This window comes from Variovorax pasteuri (genome assembly GCF_051216435.1).
Classification (GTDB): domain Bacteria; phylum Pseudomonadota; class Gammaproteobacteria; order Burkholderiales; family Burkholderiaceae_C; genus Variovorax.
The window spans coordinates 52,614-70,509 of sequence record NZ_JBPJZS010000014.1 but is presented as its reverse complement, the minus strand read 5'-3'; the positions used below and the strand labels follow the sequence as shown (position 1 = coordinate 70,509).

At 68.4% G+C, this 17,896-nt stretch carries 16 protein-coding genes; 13 read left to right on the top strand and 3 right to left on the bottom strand.

All coding sequences use genetic code 11. The annotated features are described in order from the left end of the window. Positions 1 to 60: 60 nt before the first annotated feature. Positions 61 to 2,235: a malate synthase G gene (locus ACSFBM_RS31790; protein ID WP_435487956.1), complete on the bottom strand. Its 2,175-nt coding sequence runs from the start codon at positions 2,233 to 2,235 to the stop codon at positions 61 to 63. A 207-nt stretch (positions 2,236 to 2,442) separates the two neighbouring features. On the opposite strand from ACSFBM_RS31790, the gene hisC reads away from it, so the two are divergent. Continuing rightward, on the top strand, positions 2,443 to 3,429 hold the full coding sequence (gene hisC / locus ACSFBM_RS31785) for a histidinol-phosphate transaminase (protein ID WP_435487955.1): 987 nt from the start codon (positions 2,443 to 2,445) through the stop codon (positions 3,427 to 3,429). A gap of 294 nt (positions 3,430 to 3,723) precedes the next feature. On the opposite strand, the gene ACSFBM_RS31780 is transcribed toward hisC, so the two are convergent. Next, the gene (locus ACSFBM_RS31780; protein WP_435487954.1) at positions 3,724 to 4,464 is read right to left on the bottom strand and encodes an IclR family transcriptional regulator; all 741 of its coding nucleotides are present in this window, start codon (positions 4,462 to 4,464) and stop codon (positions 3,724 to 3,726) included. Positions 4,465 to 4,580: 116 nt separating this feature from the next. Between ACSFBM_RS31780 and ACSFBM_RS31775 the strand changes: the two genes are divergently transcribed. Genes ACSFBM_RS31775 through ACSFBM_RS31755 form a run of 5 tightly spaced genes read left to right on the top strand, consistent with a single transcriptional unit; the run spans position 4,581 to position 9,196 of the window. Continuing rightward, a complete protein-coding gene (locus ACSFBM_RS31775) occupies positions 4,581 to 5,516 on the top strand; it encodes a hydroxymethylglutaryl-CoA lyase (RefSeq protein ID WP_435487953.1) in 936 nt (311 codons plus the stop codon). Further along, positions 5,509 to 6,720, top strand: coding sequence for a CaiB/BaiF CoA transferase family protein (locus ACSFBM_RS31770; RefSeq protein ID WP_435487952.1), 1,212 nt, complete (start codon positions 5,509 to 5,511; stop codon positions 6,718 to 6,720). The genes ACSFBM_RS31775 and ACSFBM_RS31770 overlap by 8 nt, the downstream gene beginning before the upstream one ends. A gap of 4 nt (positions 6,721 to 6,724) precedes the next feature. Beyond that, a complete protein-coding gene (locus ACSFBM_RS31765; RefSeq protein WP_435487951.1) occupies positions 6,725 to 7,705 on the top strand; it encodes a Bug family tripartite tricarboxylate transporter substrate binding protein in 981 nt (326 codons plus the stop codon). Between the two features lie 50 nt (positions 7,706 to 7,755). Further along, positions 7,756 to 8,691 carry a LysR family transcriptional regulator gene (locus tag ACSFBM_RS31760; protein ID WP_435439005.1) on the top strand — a complete coding sequence of 312 codons (936 nt, stop codon included), beginning with the start codon at positions 7,756 to 7,758 and terminating at the stop codon, positions 8,689 to 8,691. Positions 8,692 to 8,743: 52 nt separating this feature from the next. Continuing rightward, complete coding sequence (locus ACSFBM_RS31755; protein WP_435487950.1) at positions 8,744 to 9,196, top strand: DUF2214 family protein; 453 nt, start codon at positions 8,744 to 8,746, stop codon at positions 9,194 to 9,196. Between the two features lie 73 nt (positions 9,197 to 9,269). Here the strand turns inward: ACSFBM_RS31755 and ACSFBM_RS31750 are convergent, their stop codons facing one another. After that, positions 9,270 to 9,614 carry a hypothetical protein gene (locus ACSFBM_RS31750; RefSeq protein WP_435487949.1) on the bottom strand — a complete coding sequence of 115 codons (345 nt, stop codon included), beginning with the start codon at positions 9,612 to 9,614 and terminating at the stop codon, positions 9,270 to 9,272. A gap of 135 nt (positions 9,615 to 9,749) precedes the next feature. Here ACSFBM_RS31750 and argS point away from each other — a divergent pair, with 135 nt between their 5' ends. From argS to ACSFBM_RS31715, 7 genes are all read left to right on the top strand, one after another. Beyond that, complete coding sequence (argS, locus tag ACSFBM_RS31745) at positions 9,750 to 11,435, top strand: arginine--tRNA ligase (RefSeq protein ID WP_435487948.1); 1,686 nt, start codon at positions 9,750 to 9,752, stop codon at positions 11,433 to 11,435. Between the two features lie 8 nt (positions 11,436 to 11,443). Beyond that, positions 11,444 to 12,190: an SPOR domain-containing protein gene (locus ACSFBM_RS31740; protein WP_435487947.1), complete on the top strand. Its 747-nt coding sequence runs from the start codon at positions 11,444 to 11,446 to the stop codon at positions 12,188 to 12,190. A 153-nt stretch (positions 12,191 to 12,343) separates the two neighbouring features. Beyond that, positions 12,344 to 12,991 (top strand): thiol:disulfide interchange protein DsbA/DsbL, encoded by a 648-nt coding sequence (locus tag ACSFBM_RS31735; RefSeq protein ID WP_435487946.1) that lies wholly within the window; start codon positions 12,344 to 12,346, stop codon positions 12,989 to 12,991. 143 nt (positions 12,992 to 13,134) lie between these two features. Continuing rightward, entirely contained in the window at positions 13,135 to 13,845 is a 711-nt protein-coding gene (lptA, locus tag ACSFBM_RS31730; RefSeq protein ID WP_435487945.1) for a lipopolysaccharide transport periplasmic protein LptA, read from the top strand. Beyond that, complete coding sequence (gene lptB, locus ACSFBM_RS31725; RefSeq protein WP_435487944.1) at positions 13,842 to 14,636, top strand: LPS export ABC transporter ATP-binding protein; 795 nt, start codon at positions 13,842 to 13,844, stop codon at positions 14,634 to 14,636. Before lptA ends, lptB begins: the two co-directional genes overlap by 4 nt. A gap of 17 nt (positions 14,637 to 14,653) precedes the next feature. Further along, complete coding sequence (gene rpoN / locus ACSFBM_RS31720; protein WP_435487943.1) at positions 14,654 to 16,267, top strand: RNA polymerase factor sigma-54; 1,614 nt, start codon at positions 14,654 to 14,656, stop codon at positions 16,265 to 16,267. 10 nt (positions 16,268 to 16,277) lie between these two features. After that, entirely contained in the window at positions 16,278 to 17,891 is a 1,614-nt protein-coding gene (locus ACSFBM_RS31715; RefSeq protein WP_435487942.1) for a phospholipase D family protein, read from the top strand. Positions 17,892 to 17,896: the final 5 nt, after the last annotated feature.

The following is a 17,896-nucleotide window of genomic DNA, read 5'->3' as shown; positions in this document are numbered from 1 at the left end:
GGGGCGCCGTTCGTTCGGTTCGTTCGCTCCAGCCCGGCGGGGTGCCGGGCAGGGAAAGGATCAGGCCTCGCCCTTGACCTTCAGGCGCCACGCATGCAACAGCGGCTCCGTATAGCCGCTGGGCTGCTCGATACCCTTGAAGACCAGGTCCTGCGCCGCCTTGTAGGCCGCCGAGGTGTCGAAGTGCCCGGCCATCGGCAGGTACTGCGCGTCGCCCGCGTTCTGCTCGTCCACCACCTTTGCCATGCGCTGGAAGGTCTCGTCGACCTGCGCCTTCGTGACCACGCCGTGCAGCAGCCAGTTGGCGATGTGCTGGCTCGAGATGCGCAGCGTGGCGCGGTCTTCCATCAGGCCCACGTTGTGGATGTCGGGCACCTTGGAGCAGCCCACGCCCTGGTCGATCCAGCGCACCACGTAGCCGAGGATGCCCTGCACGTTGTTGTCGATTTCCTGCTGGCGCTCCTCGGCCGTCCACTTGGCCTCGGCCGCGATGGGCACCTGCAGCAGCGCGTTCAGGATGTTGTCGCGCTCTGCGTCGGCGTCGATCTTTTCCAGCTCCTGCTGCACCGCGGTCACGCTCACCTGGTGGTAGTGCAGCGCATGCAGCGTGGCGGCGGTGGGCGAGGGCACCCAGGCGGTGTTGGCGCCGGCCTTGGGGTGGGCGATTTTCTGCTCGAGCATCGCGGCCATCAGGTCGGGCATGGCCCACATGCCCTTGCCGATCTGCGCCTTGCCGCGCAGGCCGCACGACAGGCCCACCAGCACGTTGTTCTTTTCATAAGCGCCGATCCACGCGCTGGACTTCATGTCGCCCTTGCGGATCATCGGGCCGCCCTGCATGGCGGTGTGCATCTCGTCGCCGGTGCGGTCGAGGAAACCGGTGTTGATGAAGGCCACGCGCGCAGCCGCTTCGGCAATGCAGGCCTTCAGGTTGACGCTGGTGCGGCGCTCTTCGTCCATGATGCCGAGCTTCACGGTGTTGGCGGGCAGGCCGAGCAGTTGTTCGACGCGGCCGAACAACTCGCTCGCGAAGGCCACTTCGGCCGGGCCGTGCATCTTGGGCTTGACGATGTAGATGCTGCCGGTGCGCGAGTTGCCCTTGCGCTTCAGGTCGATGGTGGCGATGGTGGTGGTGACCACGGCATCGAGGATGCCTTCCGGAATCTCCTTGCCGCCTGCGTACAGCACGGCCGGGTTGGTCATCAGGTGGCCCACATTGCGCAGGAACATGAGCGAGCGGCCGTGCAGCTTCACGGGCTGGCCGTTGGCGCCCGTGTATTCGCGGTCGGGGTTCAGGCCGCGCGTGAAGGTCTTGCCGCCCTTGGCGACTTCCTCGGTGAGCGAGCCTTCGACGATGCCCAGCCAGTTCGAGTAAGCGACCACCTTGTCGGCCGCATCGACCACGGCGACCGAGTCTTCCAGGTCGAGGATGGTCGAGAGCGCGGCTTCGAGCACCAGGTCGCTCACGCCGGCCGCGTCGCTTTTGCCGATGGCGGTGCTGCGGTCGATGCGGATGTCCAGGTGGATGCCGTTGTGCTTCAGCAGCACCGAAGACGGCGCCGCGGCATCGCCCTGGTAGCCGATGAACTGCGCGGGGTCGGCCAGGCCGGTGCTGCTGCTCTGCAGCGCGACGACCAGCTGGCCGTCCTTCACGCTGTAGCCGGTGGCCATCTTGTGCGAGCCGTTGGCCAGCGGTGCGGCCTGGTCGAGCACATCGCGCGCGAAGGCGATGACCTTGGCGCCGCGCACGGGGTTGTAGCCCTTGCCCTTTTCAGCGCCGTCGGTTTCGGGAATCGCATCGGTGCCGTAGAGCGCGTCGTACAGCGAGCCCCAGCGCGCGTTGGCGGCGTTGAGCGCATAGCGCGCGTTCAGGATCGGCACCACCAGTTGCGGGCCGGCCTGCAGCGCGAGTTCGGAGTCGACGTTCTCGGTGGTGGCCTTGGCGCCCTTGGGGGCCGGCAGCAGGTAGCCGATCTTTTCGAGGAAGGCGCGGTACGCGGGCATGTCGCTGATCGGGCCTGGGTTCTTCTTGTGCCAGCCGTCGAGCTCGGTCTGCAGGCGGTCGCGCTCGGCCAGCAGGGCGATGTTCTTCGGAGCGAGGTCGCTCACGATGGCGTCGAAGCCCTTCCAGAACACGTCGCTGGCCACGCCGGTGGCGGGCAGGACCTTGTCTTCGATGAAGCGGTGGAGCTCGGTCGCGACCTGGAGTCCGTGGGCGGTGGTGCGGGCAGTCATGGGGGTTCTCCTTGAGAAAGATGCAGTCTTGGGTCGAACTTTATTCGATACTTTGCTGGCCAGTAAGAGCCGGCGGCGGGATTTATCTGTGACAAAAATGCATGTAATCGACGGCGTGCGGCCCCGGTGTGCAAAGGGTAGGCCCTGACGGGCCGCCGGGATGCGCGGGATATATTTAACTTCTTAAATGAATCCGGATTCGCTCCCATGATCCCCACGATCCTCCTCGCTTCCAACGAAAATCCCCTCGGCATGCCCGAATCGGCCCGGCGCGCGGCCGCCGCGGCGCTCGAAGGCGCGGGCAACTATCCCGACAGCAACGGCACCGCACTGAAGAACGCGCTCGCGGCCCGGCTCGACGTGCCGCCCGACTGGCTCACGCTGGGCAGCGGGTCGAGCGAGATCCTCGAGCTGGCGGCGCAGGTGAGTGTGAAGCCGGGCGAGGGCGTCGTCTATTCCCAATACGGCTTCATCGTCTATGCGCAGGCCGCGGCACACGCGCATGCGCATGCCACCGTCGTGCCGGCGCGCGAGCTCGGCCACGACCTGGGCGCCATGCGCGCCGCCATCGGCGACGACACCCGGCTGGTGTTCGTCGCCAATCCGAACAACCCGACCGGCACCTTCATCGACGCCGGGCCGCTGCTGGCCTTCCTGCAGTCGGTGCCGTCGCACGTGACGGTGCTGCTGGACGAGGCCTACACCGAATACCTCTCGCCCGCGCAGCGCTACGACAGCATCGCGTGGGTGCGGCGCTTTCCGAACCTGATCGTGGCGCGCACCTTTTCCAAGGCCTTCGGCCTGGCCGGGCTGCGCATCGGCTACGGCGTGTCGCAGCCGCCGCTGGCCTTGCGCATGAACGCGCAGCGCCCGCGTTTCAACGTGACCACGCCGGCGCAGGCCGCGGCGGTGGCCGCGCTGGGCGATGCGGACTTTCTGGCGCGCACCTACGAACTCAACACCGCCGGACGCGACCAGCTTGCCGCGGGCTTCACCGAACGGGGCCTGGCGTACATCCCTTCGTCGGGCAACTTCCTGATGGTGCAGGTCGGCGATGCGCAGGCCGTGCACGCGCGGCTGCTGGCCGCGGGCATCGAGGTTTCGCTGCTCGGCCCCTACGGCCTGCCGGAGTGGCTGCGCGTGAGCGTCGGCCTGCCGGACCAGAACAAGGCTTTGCTCGCCGCGCTGCGCTGACCTTGTTTGTGTTTCTCCCTCCCCCGCTGGGGGAGGGTGGGGGTGGGGGCAGGCGGCGTATCGCAGACCAGCGGCTTGTCGAAGGCCGCGTGCCCCCATCCCAGCCTCCCCCGGGAGGGGAAGGGGCAAGACAACGCACCGACTGCGAATGCGCCGAGGTCTTTCTCCCTCCCCTTTCGGGGGAGGGTCGGGGTGGGGGCAGGCGGCGTATCGCAGATCAGCAGCTCATCGAAGGCCGCGTGCCCCCATCCCAGCCTTCCCCCGGGAGGGGAAGGAGCAAGAAAAAGAAGGCGCTCAGACCTGTCCGCCGAGTTCCTTCGCCGCGGCGCGCACGGGCTCGATGTGGCGCTCGTCGTAGCGGTGCGTGGGCATCGTCAACGTGACGGCTGCCGCCAGGCTGCCGTCCGCATGGAACACCGGCGCCGAGATGCCGGCCAGCTCGGCCGTGCGGTCGCCCACCACCGCGCAGTAGCCCTGCGCGCGAATCCCGTCGTACAGCTTTCGCTCCTTCGCGCCGCGCGGCAGCTCGGCTTCGGGCCCGAAGGCGATCAGCACCCGCGCGCCCGCGCCACGGTCGTTGGGCAGCAGGTCGCCCACGCGCACGTGGTCGCGCACCACGTGCGACGAATCGACCCGGAACTGGCACAGCCGCGCCCAGCTGTCGCCCTGGACTTGCCGCACGTGGTACGCCGCGCTTTCGCCCGTGGCCGCGGCCAGCGCGCGCAGCACCGGCAGCACGATGCGGTCGAGCGGTTGCGACGCCGCGTACAGCCCGTGCAGCCGCGCGATCTCCATGCCCAGCGCATAGCGTCCGTCGTCCTGCCGGCGGATCAGCCGTGCGTGCTCCAGCGAGGCCAGCAGCCGCAGCACCGTGCTCTTGTAGAGCTGCGTGCGCTCGGCGAACTGCGCGAGCGACAGGGCCTCGTCGCCCGGCTGAAAGGCCGACAGCAGGCTCAGCGCACGGTCGACCGCGGCGGCGCCGCCGGGGGCGGCATTGAGGTCGGACACCGACTCGGTCTGGGCTTTGCGGGGCATGGGTGGACTTGACAGTGAAAGTCGATCGGCGGTCTAATTCTGTTTAACGGAATTTAGTTCTGTCTAACAGAACTGTCAAGCGGTCCACGCCAGACCGCTTCAAGGAGACAAAGTCGATGACACCCCCCGACGTCCTCATCAGCGAGGTCGGCCCGCGCGACGGCCTGCAATCGGTCAAGGCCATCATGCCGACCGCGGACAAGCTGCGCTGGATCGACGCGCTCTACGCCGCCGGCGTGCGCGAGATCGAAGTCGCCTCTTTCGTGCCCGCGAAGCTGCTGCCGCAGATGGCCGACGCAGCCGACGTGGTGCGCCACGCCGTCACGCTGCCCGGCCTGGTGGTGATGGCGCTGGTGCCCAACCGCAAGGGCGCGCAGGCCGCGCTCGAAGCCGGCGTGCACAAGCTCACGATGCCGGTGTCGGCCAGCGTGGCGCATTCGCTGGCCAACGTGCGCAAGACGCCGACCGAGATGGTCGATGAGGTGCGCGCCATTGCCGACCTGCGCCGCGCCATCGCGCCGCAGGTGAAGCTGGAGGCCGGCATCTCCACCGCCTTCGGCTGCACGCTGCAGGGCCTGGTGCCCGAAGACGACGTGATCCGCCTGGCCGCGCAGTGCATCGAGGCCGGGGCCGACGAGTCGGGTCTTTCGGACACCGTGGGCTATGCCAACCCCGCGCAGGTGCGCAGGCTCTTCAAGCGCCTGCGCGCCGAGATCGGCCAGCACGCCGGCGCGGCCCACATGCACAACACGCGCGGCCTCGGCATCGCGAACTGCCTGGCGGCGTGGGACGAGGGGGTGCGCACCTTCGACGCGTCGCTCGGCGGCCTCGGCGGCTGCCCCTATGCGCCCGGCGCCTCGGGCAACGCGGTCACCGAAGACCTCGTGTTCATGTTCGAGGCCATGGGCGTTCGCACCGGCATCGACATCGAAAAACTCATCGCGGCGCGCGCGCCGCTCATGGCCGGCCTGCCCGGCGAACCGGTCTACGGCATGACGCCCGAGGCCGGGCTGCCCAAGGGTTTTGTCCAGGAATACACCGCACATGTCTGAAGCCCCCACCAGCAACCCGCTTGCGAACACCTTGCCTTATGCCGGCATCCGCGTCGTCGAGTTCACCCACATGGTCATGGGCCCGACCTGCGGCCTGCTGCTGGCCGACCTGGGCGCCGAGGTCATCAAGGTCGAGCCCATCGAGGGCGACAACACCCGCCGCCTGCTCGGCTCGGGCTCGGGCTTCTTTCCCACGTTCAACCGCAACAAGAAGAGCATCGCGCTCGACCTGAAGCAACCCGAGGGCGTGGAGGCCGCGCTGCGCCTCATTGCCACGGCCGACATCGTGAGCGAGAACTTCAAGCCCGGCACCATGAAGAAGCTGGGGCTCGACTACGACACGCTGGCCAAGCTCAACCCGCGGCTCATCTACGTGAGCCACAAGGGCTTCCTGCCCGGCCCGTACGACCACCGCACCGCGCTCGACGAGGTGGTGCAGATGATGGGCGGGCTGGCCTACATGACCGGCCGTTCGGGCGACCCGCTGCGCGCGGGCACCAGCGTGAACGACATCATGGGCGGCATGTTCGGCGCCATCGGCGCCATGGCCGCGCTGCGCCAGCGCGACCTCACGGGCAAGGGCTGCGAGGTGCAGTCCGCGCTGTTCGAGAACAACGTGTTCCTGGTCGCGCAACACATGATGCAGTTCGCCGCCACCGGCAAGCCCGCCGACCCGATGCCCAGCCGCATCTCGGCCTGGGCCGTGTACGACGTGTTCACGGTGAAAGACGGCGAGCAGATCTTTTTAGCGGCCGTGAGTGACAAGCAGTGGGCCATCTTCTGCAAGGCCTTCGGCCTGGAAGACATGCTGGCCGACCCGCGCCTGAAGACCAACAACGACCGCGTGCGCGCGCGCGACTGGATGATGCCGATCCTGCGCTCGCACCTCGCGAACCACAGCGCGGCGGAACTGGCGGCGGTGTTCGAGCAGAACGAACTGCCCTTCGCCCCCATCACCAAGCCGCAGGACCTGTTCGACGACCCGCACCTGAACGCCACCGGCGGCCTTGCGCCGGTGCGCATGAACGACGGCAGCATGGCCAAGGTGCCGCTGGCGCCGTTCACGCTGGGCGGCGAACGGCCCGGCATCCGGCTGCAGCCGCCGCACATCGGCGAGCACAGCCGCGAGCTGCTGAAAGAAGTGGGCTACAGCGATGAAGAAATCGCTGCGCTCCAGACACGCCACATCACCCTCGGAGACTGACCCCATGTTTTTCACCACACGGCGCGCACTGCTCGCCTGCGCCGCGGCCGCCGCATGCCTGAACGCCGCACCCGCCCTTGCCGACACGGCGTGGCCCGACAAGCCCGTGCGCCTCGTCGTGCCCTACACGCCCGGCGGCGCCACCGACATCGTGGCGCGCCTCATCGCGCAGAAGCTGGTGGAGGACACGAAGTGGACCTTCATCGTCGACAACCGCGCGGGCGGCAACGGCAACATCGGCATGGATGTGGTCGCCAAGTCCAAGCCCGACGGCTACACCGTCGGCCTGGGCCAGACCGCCAACCTGGCGATCAACCCGACGCTGTTTCCCAAGATGCCCTACGACGCGCTGAAGGACCTGGTGCCGGTGGCGGTCGTGGCCTCGCAGCCCGTGGTGCTGGTGGTGCGCGCCGACGCGCCGTACAAGTCGCTCGCCGAGCTGATTGCCGCCGCCAAGGCCAAGCCCGGCGAGATCAAGCAGGCGCTCGCGGGCACCGGCACGCTGGGCCACATGGCCGGCGAGGTGCTGGCGCAGCGCGCCGGCTTCAAGGTGCTGAACGTGCCGTACAAGGGCGCGGCGCCCGCCATCACCGACCTGCTCGGCGGGCAGACCGACTACATGTTCGCCACGCCGCAGGGGGCGCTGGCCATGGTGAAGGGCGGCAAGCTGCGCGCGCTGGCCGTCACTTCGGCCAAGCGCCTGCCGGTGATGCCCGAGGTGCCGACCGTGGGCGAGAGCTACAAGGGCTTCGAGGCCGTGGACTGGAAGGCGCTGGTGGTGCCGGCCGGCACGCCGGCCGACATCGTGAAGAAGCTCAACGCCGCCGTCGACAAGGCGCTGGCCAAGCCGGCCACCATCTCGCAGCTGCTGGCCGAAGGCAGCACGCCCGTCGGCGGCAGCCCGGAGCAGGCGGCGCAATACATCAAGTCGGAGCATGCGCGCTGGGGCGCGGCGGTGCGCGCGGCCGGCGTTCGTCCTGAATAGGCCCGAACAGGCCGAGCCTGCCCGGCCGTGGGCGATATAGTTCCGCCGCCATGGACCGTCTCAAGCAGCTCGAATCCTTCGTCTCGGTCGCGACCCGGGGCGGCCTCACGGCCGCGGCCAAGGCCGAGGGCGTGGCGCCGGCCATCATGGGGCGGCGGCTCGACGCGCTGGAAGAGCGCCTGGGCGTGAAGCTGCTGGTGCGCACCACGCGGCGCATCACGCTCACGCACGAGGGCAGCGCCTTCCTCGAAGACTGCCAGCGGCTGCTCACCGAGTTCGCCAACGCCGAGGCCAGCGTGAGCGCCGGCGGCGTCAAGGCCAGCGGCCATTTGCGCGTGACCGCGCCGGCCGGCTTCGGCCGCCGCCACGTCGCGCCGCTGGTGCCGCGCTTTCATGCGCTGCATCCGGAAGTGACCATTTCGCTGAACCTGAGCGACCGCGTGGTCGACGTCACGGGCGAAAGCTTCGACTGCGCGGTGCGGGTGGGCGACCTGCCCGATTCTTCATTGGTGAGCGTGCGGCTGGCCGACAACCGCCGCCGCTGCGTGGCCACGCCCGAGTTCGTGCGGCGCCACGGCAGGCCGTTGCACCCCGGCGAGCTGTCGCGCTTTGCCTGCCTCACGCTGTCGAGCGACGCCTCGCAGACGCGCGGCTGGGCCTTTCGCATTACCACCGAGGGCGGCGCGCAGGAGCTGATCCACCTGCGCCCCAGCGGCCCGCTCGATTGCTCCGACGGCCAGGTGCTGCACGACTGGTGCCTGGCCGGCCACGGCATTGCCTGGCGCAGCACCTGGGAGGTCGAGGCCGAGATCGACGCCGGCCTGCTGGTGCCGCTGCTCGACGACTTTGCCGCGCCGCCCAACGGCATCTACGCGGTGTTCGCAGGCGCCAAGCACCTGCCGCTGCGGGTGCGGCTGTGGCTGGATTTCCTCAAGGACCAATACGGACAGCCCGAATTCTGGGGCGGACGGCCTGAACAGGCGTGAGCGGCGTCACAATGAGTTTGCATTTGCAACCCGTTCCGGAAGAAAGCCATCGATGACCCTCGAAGCCATCCTCGCCTACCTTCATCTGCTGGCCATCCTCACGATGGTCGTGTTCATTTCGAGCGAAGCGGCCCTGTGCCGCGTGCAGTGGCTCAACGCGGCCGTGGTCGAGCGGCTCGCCAAGGTCGACATGGTCTACGGCATCGCCGCCATCGCGGTGCTCGCCACCGGTCTCGCGCGCACCTGGTGGGGCGTGAAGGGCACGGCGTGGTACTGGACCAACCCGCTGCTGCACGTGAAGCTGGGGCTCTTCATCATCGTCGGCGTGCTCTCGATCTTTCCGACGCTGACCTACTTCCGCTGGCGCAAGACGCTGCGCGCCACCGGCAAGCTGCCGGCCGAAGAAGACATCAGGAAGACGCGCAAGCTGGTGATGGTGCAGGCCCACCTGATCGCGCTGATTCCGCTGGTGGCCGTGTTCCTGGCGCGCGGTTTCGATAAGTAGGTTCGCGCCTCGCGCATGAAAAAGGCCCGCACTCGGCGGGCCTGCTGGGCGACAACTTCAGCGCAACGCTGTTTCAGCCCTTGGCTGCGTCCGCTTCGCACTTCTTGACGAAGCTGTTCTTGGCGGCGCCGGCCAGCGGCTTGCCGTTCTTGTCCATGGCCTTGGCGGCGCAGGCGGGAGCGGCGGCAGCCTTGGTGTCTTTCTCGCACTTCTTGATGGAGCTGGCCTTGGCGGCGCCGGCCAGGGGCTTGCCGTTCTTGTCGATGGCCTTGGCGTCGCAGCTGCCGCCGGCGGCGGGGGCGGCCATGGCGGCGGGCGCTGCTGCGGGCGCGGCGGCCTTGTCCTGCGCAAAGGCGCTGAACGACAGGCAGGCGCCGAGCGCGACGGTGGAGGCGACCAGGGAAAGGAGCTTTTTCATGGTGGGATGTGTCCTTGCAAGGTTGGGTGGAGTGACGGTTGCCCCGCCCCGGGGCCGACCACCCTAACGGGCGAAGGCAACAATCGGATGACGATCGTCAACTGAGTCCGGGTTTGCCCCCGGTAAAATTCCCGGATGCTATTGGTCAAACAGGAGCTGCTCGCGGCGCTCGCGAACACGCTCGAATCCCTCTCGCCCGGCGCTGGCTCCAAAGCCGCGTTCGAATCGCCCAAGGTGGCTGCCCATGGCGATTTCGCCAGCACGGCCGCCATGCAGCTCGCCAAACCGCTGGGCCAGAAGCCCCGCGAGCTAGCCGAGCGTCTGAGCACCGCGCTGCTCGCCACCCCCGCTTTCGGCCAATGGGTCGAGGCCATCGAGATCGCCGGCCCCGGTTTTCTCAACATCCGCCTCAAGACGGCCGCCAAGCAGCAGATCGTGCGCGAAGTGCTGTCCGCGGGCGAGGCCTTCGGCCGGCAGCCGGCCACGGGCGAGAAGGTGCTGGTCGAGTTCGTCTCGGCCAACCCGACCGGCCCCCTGCACGTGGGCCACGGCCGCCAGGCGGCGCTGGGCGACGCCATCTGCAACCTGCGCGCCTCGCAGGGCGAAAACGTCTGGCGCGAGTACTACTACAACGACGCCGGCGTGCAGATCCAGACGCTGGCCAACAGCACGCAGCTGCGCGCGCGCGGCTTCAAGCCCGGTGACGCGGAATGGCCCAGCGGCGAAAAAGCCCCGGCCTACAACGGCGACTACATCGCCGACATCGCCGAAGACTTCAAGGCGAAGAAGACCGTCAAGTCCGAAGACCGCGAGGTCACCGGCAGCGGCGACATCGAGGACCTGGACGCCATCCGCGAGTTCGCCGTGGCCTACCTGCGCCGCGAACAGGACCTGGACCTGCAGGCCTTCCGCGTGCGCTTCGACCAGTACTACCTGGAGTCCAGCCTGTACACCAGCGGGCGCGTCGAGGCGGCCGTCGCCAGGCTGGTGGCCGCCGGCAAGACCTACGAGCAGGACGGCGCGCTGTGGCTCAGGTCGACCGACTACGGCGACGACAAGGACCGCGTGATGAAGAAGCAGGACGGTACGTACACGTACTTCGTGCCCGACGTCGCGTACCACATCGCCAAGTGGGAGCGCGGCTTCCACAAGGTCATCAACATCCAGGGCACCGACCACCACGGCACCATCGCGCGCGTGCGCGCCGGGCTGCAGGCCGCGGGCGAAGGCATTCCCGAGGGCTACCCCGACTACGTGCTGCACACCATGGTGCGCGTGATGAAGGGCGGCGAAGAGGTCAAGATCAGCAAGCGCGCCGGCAGCTACGTCACGCTGCGCGACCTGATCGAGTGGACCAGCACCGATGCCGTGCGTTTCTTCCTCCTGAGCCGCAAGCCCGACACCGAATACACCTTCGACGTCGACCTCGCGGTGACGAAAAACAACGACAACCCGGTTTATTACGTGCAGTACGCGCATGCGCGCATCTGCTCGGTGCTGGCCGGCTGGGGCGGAGACGCCGCTACGCTGAAGGATGTCGAACTGTCGCCGCTCGAGAGCCCGGCCGCGCAGGCGCTGATGCTGCTGCTGGCCAAGTACCCGGCCATGCTCACTGCGGCGTCGAAGGATTTCGCCCCGCACGACGTCACCTTCTACCTGCGCGAACTGGCCGCCAGCTACCACAGCTACTACGACGCCGAGCGCATCCTGGTGGACGACGAAAAGGTCAAACTGGCCCGCCTGGCGCTTGTCGCCGCGACCGCGCAGGTGCTGCACAATGGCCTCGCGATTCTCGGCGTCAGTGCGCCGAGCAAGATGTGAACCTCAACATGAAGAAGACAACCAGACAACGCGGCAACATCGTCATCGGCCTGATCATCGGGCTGGTGCTCGGCCTTGGCGTCGCGCTGGGCATCGCGGTCTATGTGACCAAGGTGCCGATCCCGTTCGTGACCAAGACGCAGAAGGGCGGCGCCGAACAGGACGAGGCCGAAGCCCGCAAGAACCGCGACTGGGACCCGAATGCGCCGCTGGCTGGCAAGGCCGGTGCAGCCAAGCCCGCGCCGGTCGCCACCGGTCCGGTCAACCCGGTCACCGGCGAGCCGGCCGCCGCCGTGGCACCGGGCGCCCCGCCGCCCACGACCGCACCGCCGGTGCCCGTGGTGGTGGCGCCCAAGCCGCCACGCACGGCGCCGGTGCCGGCCGAGGCCAACGCGCTGCCGGCTTCGAACGACCCGCTGGGCGACCTCGCCCGCGCGCGCTCGGGCAGCGTGACCACCGCGTCTGCTGCCCCGAGCAGCAGCACCAACAGCAACGCCGCCAGCAGCTCCGGCGCCGATCCGTTCATGTACTTCGTGCAGGCCGGCGCCTTCCGCACCACCGACGACGCCGAGGCGCAGCGCGCCAAGCTGTCGCTGATGGGCGTGGAGGCCCGGGTCACCGAGCGTGAGCAGGCGGGCCGCACCGTCTACCGTGTGCGCGCCGGCCCGTTCAACAAGAAGGACGACGCCGACCGCCTGAAGGACCGGCTCGACGGCGGCGGCATGGAGTCGGCGCTGGTCCGCGTGCAGCGCTGACCCCGGCCTCCGACACGAATAGCCCTTAAGCTTCGCGCCGCGGCGTTTGCCGCCACCATTCATCGACCCGATCGCGCCTGGGCGCACCGGCTGCGCGGGAACTCCCCGCCGCGCGCCGGCTCAGTCTGCCGTACCAACTGGAGAACCCTTTCAATGAAACGTCGTGACTTTTCGCTGGCCGCCACTTCGCTCGGGCTGCTGTCCCTGGCCGCCAACCCGGCCCACGCCCAGGCGCGCGCGCCCAAGGCAGGCACCGAGTACCTGGTGCTCGACAAGCGCGCACCGGTCGACGCACCGGCCGGCAAGATCGAAGTGGTCGAGTTCTTCTCGTACAACTGCCCGCATTGCAACGACTTCGAACCGGCGCTCGAAGCCTGGGTCAAGACGCTGCCGAAGGAAGTCGCCTTCCGCCGCATTCCCGTGCCGTTCGTGGGCAACGACGTCGAAGCCAAGCAGCGCCTGTACTACGCGCTCGAAGCCATGGGCAAGGTCGACGAGTTCCAGCCGAAGGTATTCAATGCCATCCATGCCCAGCGCCAGAACGTGAACGGCGACGCCAACATCATTGCCTGGGCTTCGGCCAATGGCCTGGACGGCGCCAAGTTCAAGGAAACCTTCACCTCGTTCAGCGTGGCCAGCAAGGCCAAGCGCGCTTCGCAGATGACCGACGCCTACAAGGTGGCGGGCGTGCCGGCGATGGCCGTGGCCGGTCGCTGGTATGTGGATGGCGAGACCGCCGGTAACATGACCAAGGTGCTGCAGGTCGTCAACTACCTGATCGGCGAAGCGAAAAAAGGCTGACCCCCGGGGCTGCGCGCATTTCCTGCCGCTGCCTTCTCCCTTTTTGCAAGGGATACCTGGCCCGCTTCGGCGGGCTTTTTCATCTGTGCGTGCGGGGCTGGCGCAATCAGCCGCATACAATGCCGAGCAAGTTTCGTGCCTCTATGACATTGCATTCTTACCCCACCACTCCCTCCTTCCTCCGTTGCATCGGCCGCCTGGCTGCCGCCGCGCTGTTGCTGGCCGGCTTCGCCTCGGGCGCCCTGGCCGAAACCGCCGACCGCACCAAGCCGATGAACATCGAGTCGGACGCCATGCGTTACGACGACCTGAAGCAGACCAGCGTGTTCACCGGCAACGTGCTGGTCACGAAGGGCACGATCATCATCCGCGGCGCGCGCATGGACGTGCGCCAGGACGCCGAGGGCTACCAGTACGGCGTGGTCACGGCGGCGCCCGGCAAGCGCGCCTACTACAAGCAGAAGCGCAATGCGCCCGACGAGTGGATCGAGGGCGAGTCCGAAGTCATCGAGTACGACAGCCGCGCCGACAACGTCAAGTTCATCCGCAACGCCGTCATGCGCCGCCTGCTGGGCGCCACGCCGAACGACGAGAGCCAGGGCGCGCTGATCGTCTACGACCAGAGCAACGACACCTACACCGTCAACGGTTCCACCGTGCCGGCGAACACCGCCGTCAACGCGTCCACCCCCGGCGGGCGCGTGAAGACCATCCTGACCCCCAAGGCTGCGGCCGCACCGGCCGCCGGTGCCTCGGCCCCGGCCGGCGCGAAGGCGCCGCCGGCACCCACCCCGGCGCCCGGCAAGGGCCTGCGCCAGAGCACCACGCTCGACGACGGAGAAACCCGCAAGTGATCGAAACCGCTGGAACGCACGACGCCAACGGCGCGCCGGGCAGCCGCCTGGTGGCGCGCGGCCTGAAGAAGAGCTATGGCAGCCGCACGGTGGTGAAGGACGTCTCGCTCGACGTGCAGAAGGGCGAAGTGGTCGGGTTGCTCGGGCCCAACGGCGCGGGCAAGACCACGTCGTTCTACATGATCGTGGGGCTGGTGCGTGCCGACGCGGGCCAGATCACCATCGACGGCGAGCCCATCGCCCACATGCCGATCCACCGGCGCGCCCGCATGGGCCTGAGCTACCTGCCGCAGGAAGCCTCGATCTTCCGCAAGCTCACGGTCGAGGAAAACGTGCGCGCCGTGCTGGAGCTGCAGAGCGAGCCCGACGCCAACGGCAAGATGGCGCCGCTGTCCAACCAGCACATCGAGGAGCGCCTGTCCGAACTGTTGTCCGACCTGCGGGTCGACCACCTGCGCGATTCGCCCGCGCTGGCGCTGTCGGGCGGCGAGCGCCGCCGCGTGGAGATTGCACGCGCGCTGGCCACCCAGCCGCGCTTCATCCTGCTGGACGAGCCCTTTGCCGGCATCGACCCGATCGCGGTGATCGAGATCCAGCGGATCATCAGTTTCCTGAAGGAACGCGGTATCGGTGTGCTCATCACCGACCACAATGTGCGTGAGACGCTGGGCATCTGCGACCACGCGTTCATCATCAGCGACGGGCATGTGCTGGCACAAGGCACGCCTTCGGAGATCGTCGACAACGCCGAGGTACGACGCGTCTATCTTGGCGAGCACTTCCGGATGTAAGGGCGGGTGGGCTCTCCATGAAGCAAGGGCTGTCCCTTCGCGTCTCGCAGCACCTGGCATTGACGCCGCAGCTGCAACAGTCGATCCGGCTGCTGCAGCTCTCCACGCTCGAACTGAGCCAGGAGGTCGAGCAGATGCTGGACGAGAACCCGTTCCTCGAACGCACCGCGGAAGAAGCGGCGCGCGAGGAATTCGGGCTCGACACGGCCGATGCGCCGGTCCCGCGCGATGACGGCGGCGGCGATGGAGGCGACGGCATCGAAGGTGAAAGCGACTTCGCCCCGCCTGCGACCAGCACCTCCACTTCTTCCACCGAGACGACGACCAGCACCGCCGACTCCGACGGCCCGGCCACGGAAATCACCGAGCGCGAGCCCGACTGGGAAGGCGACGGCACCGTCGACATGGCCGCGCCCGACGACAGCGAGTGGGGCAGCGACGCCCCCGCGCGCCAGAACAACCTGGGCGACGACGAGCGCGCCGACGCCACCGAGCTCGCGCGCAGCCAGGAGTCGCTGCAGTCGTTCCTGCACCGCCAGGCGCTGAGCCTGCGCCTGAACGAGAACGACAGCGCCGCGCTGCGCTTCCTGATCGAGTCGCTCAACGACGACGGCTACCTCGAAGACTCGCTGCCCGCGCTGGCCTCGGGCCTGGCCGGCGACGACAACGACCAGTTCGACGACCTCGTGCACCACTTCCAGGTGGCGCTCGGCCTGCTGCAAAGCCTGGAGCCCGTGGGCGTGGGCGCGCGCGACCTGGGCGAATGCCTGGGCATCCAGCTGCGCGCGCTGGCCCGCCCGGACGAGACCGAGCAGGAACAGCTGGTCCGCAAGACCGCCATGGCCGTGTGCAAGCAGTCGATGGAACTCTTGGCGCGTCGCGACTTCAAGCGCCTGGCCACGCTCACCCGCACCAGCGAAGAGCTGGTGCGCCTGGCGCTGCAGATCATTGCGCGGCTGGAGCCCAAGCCGGGCCGGCGCTTCGTGGACGTGGAGCGCAACATCGTGGTGCCGGACGTGATCGTCACCAAGACCGGCCGCGGCACCAACATCAAGTTCCGCGTCATGCTGAATCCGGAGGTCATGCCGCGCCTGCGCGTGCACGACATCTACGCGGGCGCTCTCAAGGCGCACAAGGGCGAGGGCAGCCAGGCGCTGTCGCAGCGGCTGCAGGAGGCGCGCTGGTTCATCAAGAACATCCAGCAGCGCTTCGACACCATCCTGCGCGTGAGCAACGCCATCGTCGAGCGCCAGAAGAGCTACTTCGTGCACGGCGAGCTCGCGATGCGCCCGCTGGTGCTGCGCGAGATTGCCGACGAACTGGGCCTGCACGAGTCGACCATCTCGCGCGTGACCACGGCCAAGTACATGTCCACGCCGTTCGGCACGGTCGAGCTCAAGTACTTCTTCGGCTCGGCGCTGGGCACCGAGACCGGCGGCAATGCGTCGAGCACCGCGGTGCGCGCGCTCATCAAGCAGTTCGTCAGCTCGGAAAGCATCAAGAAGCCGCTGTCGGACAGCCAGATTTCCGAGATGCTGAAAGAGCAGGGCATCGAGTGCGCGCGCCGCACCGTGGCCAAGTACCGCGAGGCCCTGCGCATAGCGCCCGCCAACCTGCGCAAGGCGCTGTAGCAAGACGACCATGAGGCCTGGTTGCCCGCATCCGATGTTGCGCCGGGGGCTCGGGTTCCTCGCCTTGCTGGCCGCCGTGCTGCTGTTCGCCGGCTGCGCCACCTTGCCCGACGAGGCGCCGCGCCCCGCCGTCAAGGCCATGGCCGTATCGGCCGACACCGCCCTGGGCAAGATCGCGCTGGCCGCCCAGCCCGACCCTGACCTGAGCGGCTTTCGCCTCATGCCCGGCGGCGACTTCGCCTTCGACACCCGCATCCAGCTGGCGCGCCGCGCCCAGCGCACGCTCGACGTGCAGTACTACCAGATCGAGAACGACGAGACCGGCCGCTACCTGTTGCGCACCCTGCGCGACGCCGCGCTGCGCGGTGTGCGGGTGCGCCTGCTGATGGACGACCTCTACACCTCGGGCGAGGACGAGCTGCTGCTGGCCTTCGCCGCCACGCCCAACGTCGAGCTGCGCCTGTTCAACCCGTTCCCGGCCGGGCGCGGCAGCATCCTGAAGCGCTTCACCGCCTCGCTGTTCGACTTCAGCCGCGTGAACCGCCGCATGCACAACAAGCTGTTCATCGCCGACGGCGCGATGGCGGTGGCGGGCGGGCGCAACATCGGCAACCAGTACTTCCGGCGCACCGCGGGCGAGAACTTTCTCGACCTCGACACCTTCGTCACCGGCGCGCTCATACCGCGGCTGGGCAGCCTGTTCGACCAGTACTGGAACAGCGTCTACGTGCGGCCCATCGGCTCCGTGGTGCGCACCGATGTGCCGCGCGACGAACTGCAGCGCCGCTTCGAGGCCGCCACCGGCCCCGACACCACGCCACCCCCGCCGCTGCCCGCGCCCAACGACCTGCTCGGCTACAGCCCGATGGCGGACGACCTGAACACCGGCAAGCTCAACCTGATCTGGACCCTGGCCGAGGCCTACGCCGATTCGCCCGACCGCGTGATCGGCAAGACGGCTTCCTACGGCGGCGTGCCGCTGCTGGACGTCGACAGCGTGCGCTACAACGTGGTCGAGCAGATGCGCCGTGCGCGCTCCGAGGTGACCATCGTCTCGCCGTACCTGATTCCCGGCGCCACCGGGCTGGAGGTGATGCGCGAGATTCGCAGGCGCAACGTGAAGATCAGCGTGGTCACCAACTCGCTGGCCGCCACCGACGAGCCGCTGGTGCACACCGCCTACCGCCGCTACCGGCCCGACATGCTCAAGCTGGGCGCCGACCTGTACGAGCTGAGTTCCAGCCGCACCCGCCGCAGCGTGCGGCTCGGGCTGTTCGGCACTTCGGTGGGGCGGCTGCACGCCAAGTCGGCGGTGATCGACCGGCGCACGCTGTTCGTCGGCTCGATGAATTTCGACCCGCGCTCCGAGTCGGCCAACACCGAGATCGGGCTGATCATCCACAGCTCCGAAATGGCGCAGCAGATGCTCAAGCTGCTCGACGTGCTCAAGCAGCAGGGCGCCTACCGGCTGCGCTTTGCCGAGGGCAGCAACGAGTCGCGCATCGAGTGGACCAGCGACGACGCCGGCAAGCTCACCGTGCTGACCGAGGAGCCTGACTCGGGCTTCTGGGACCGCACGATGCTCGAGATCCTGGCGCCGCTCACGCCGGAGAGCCTGCTCTAGCGGTG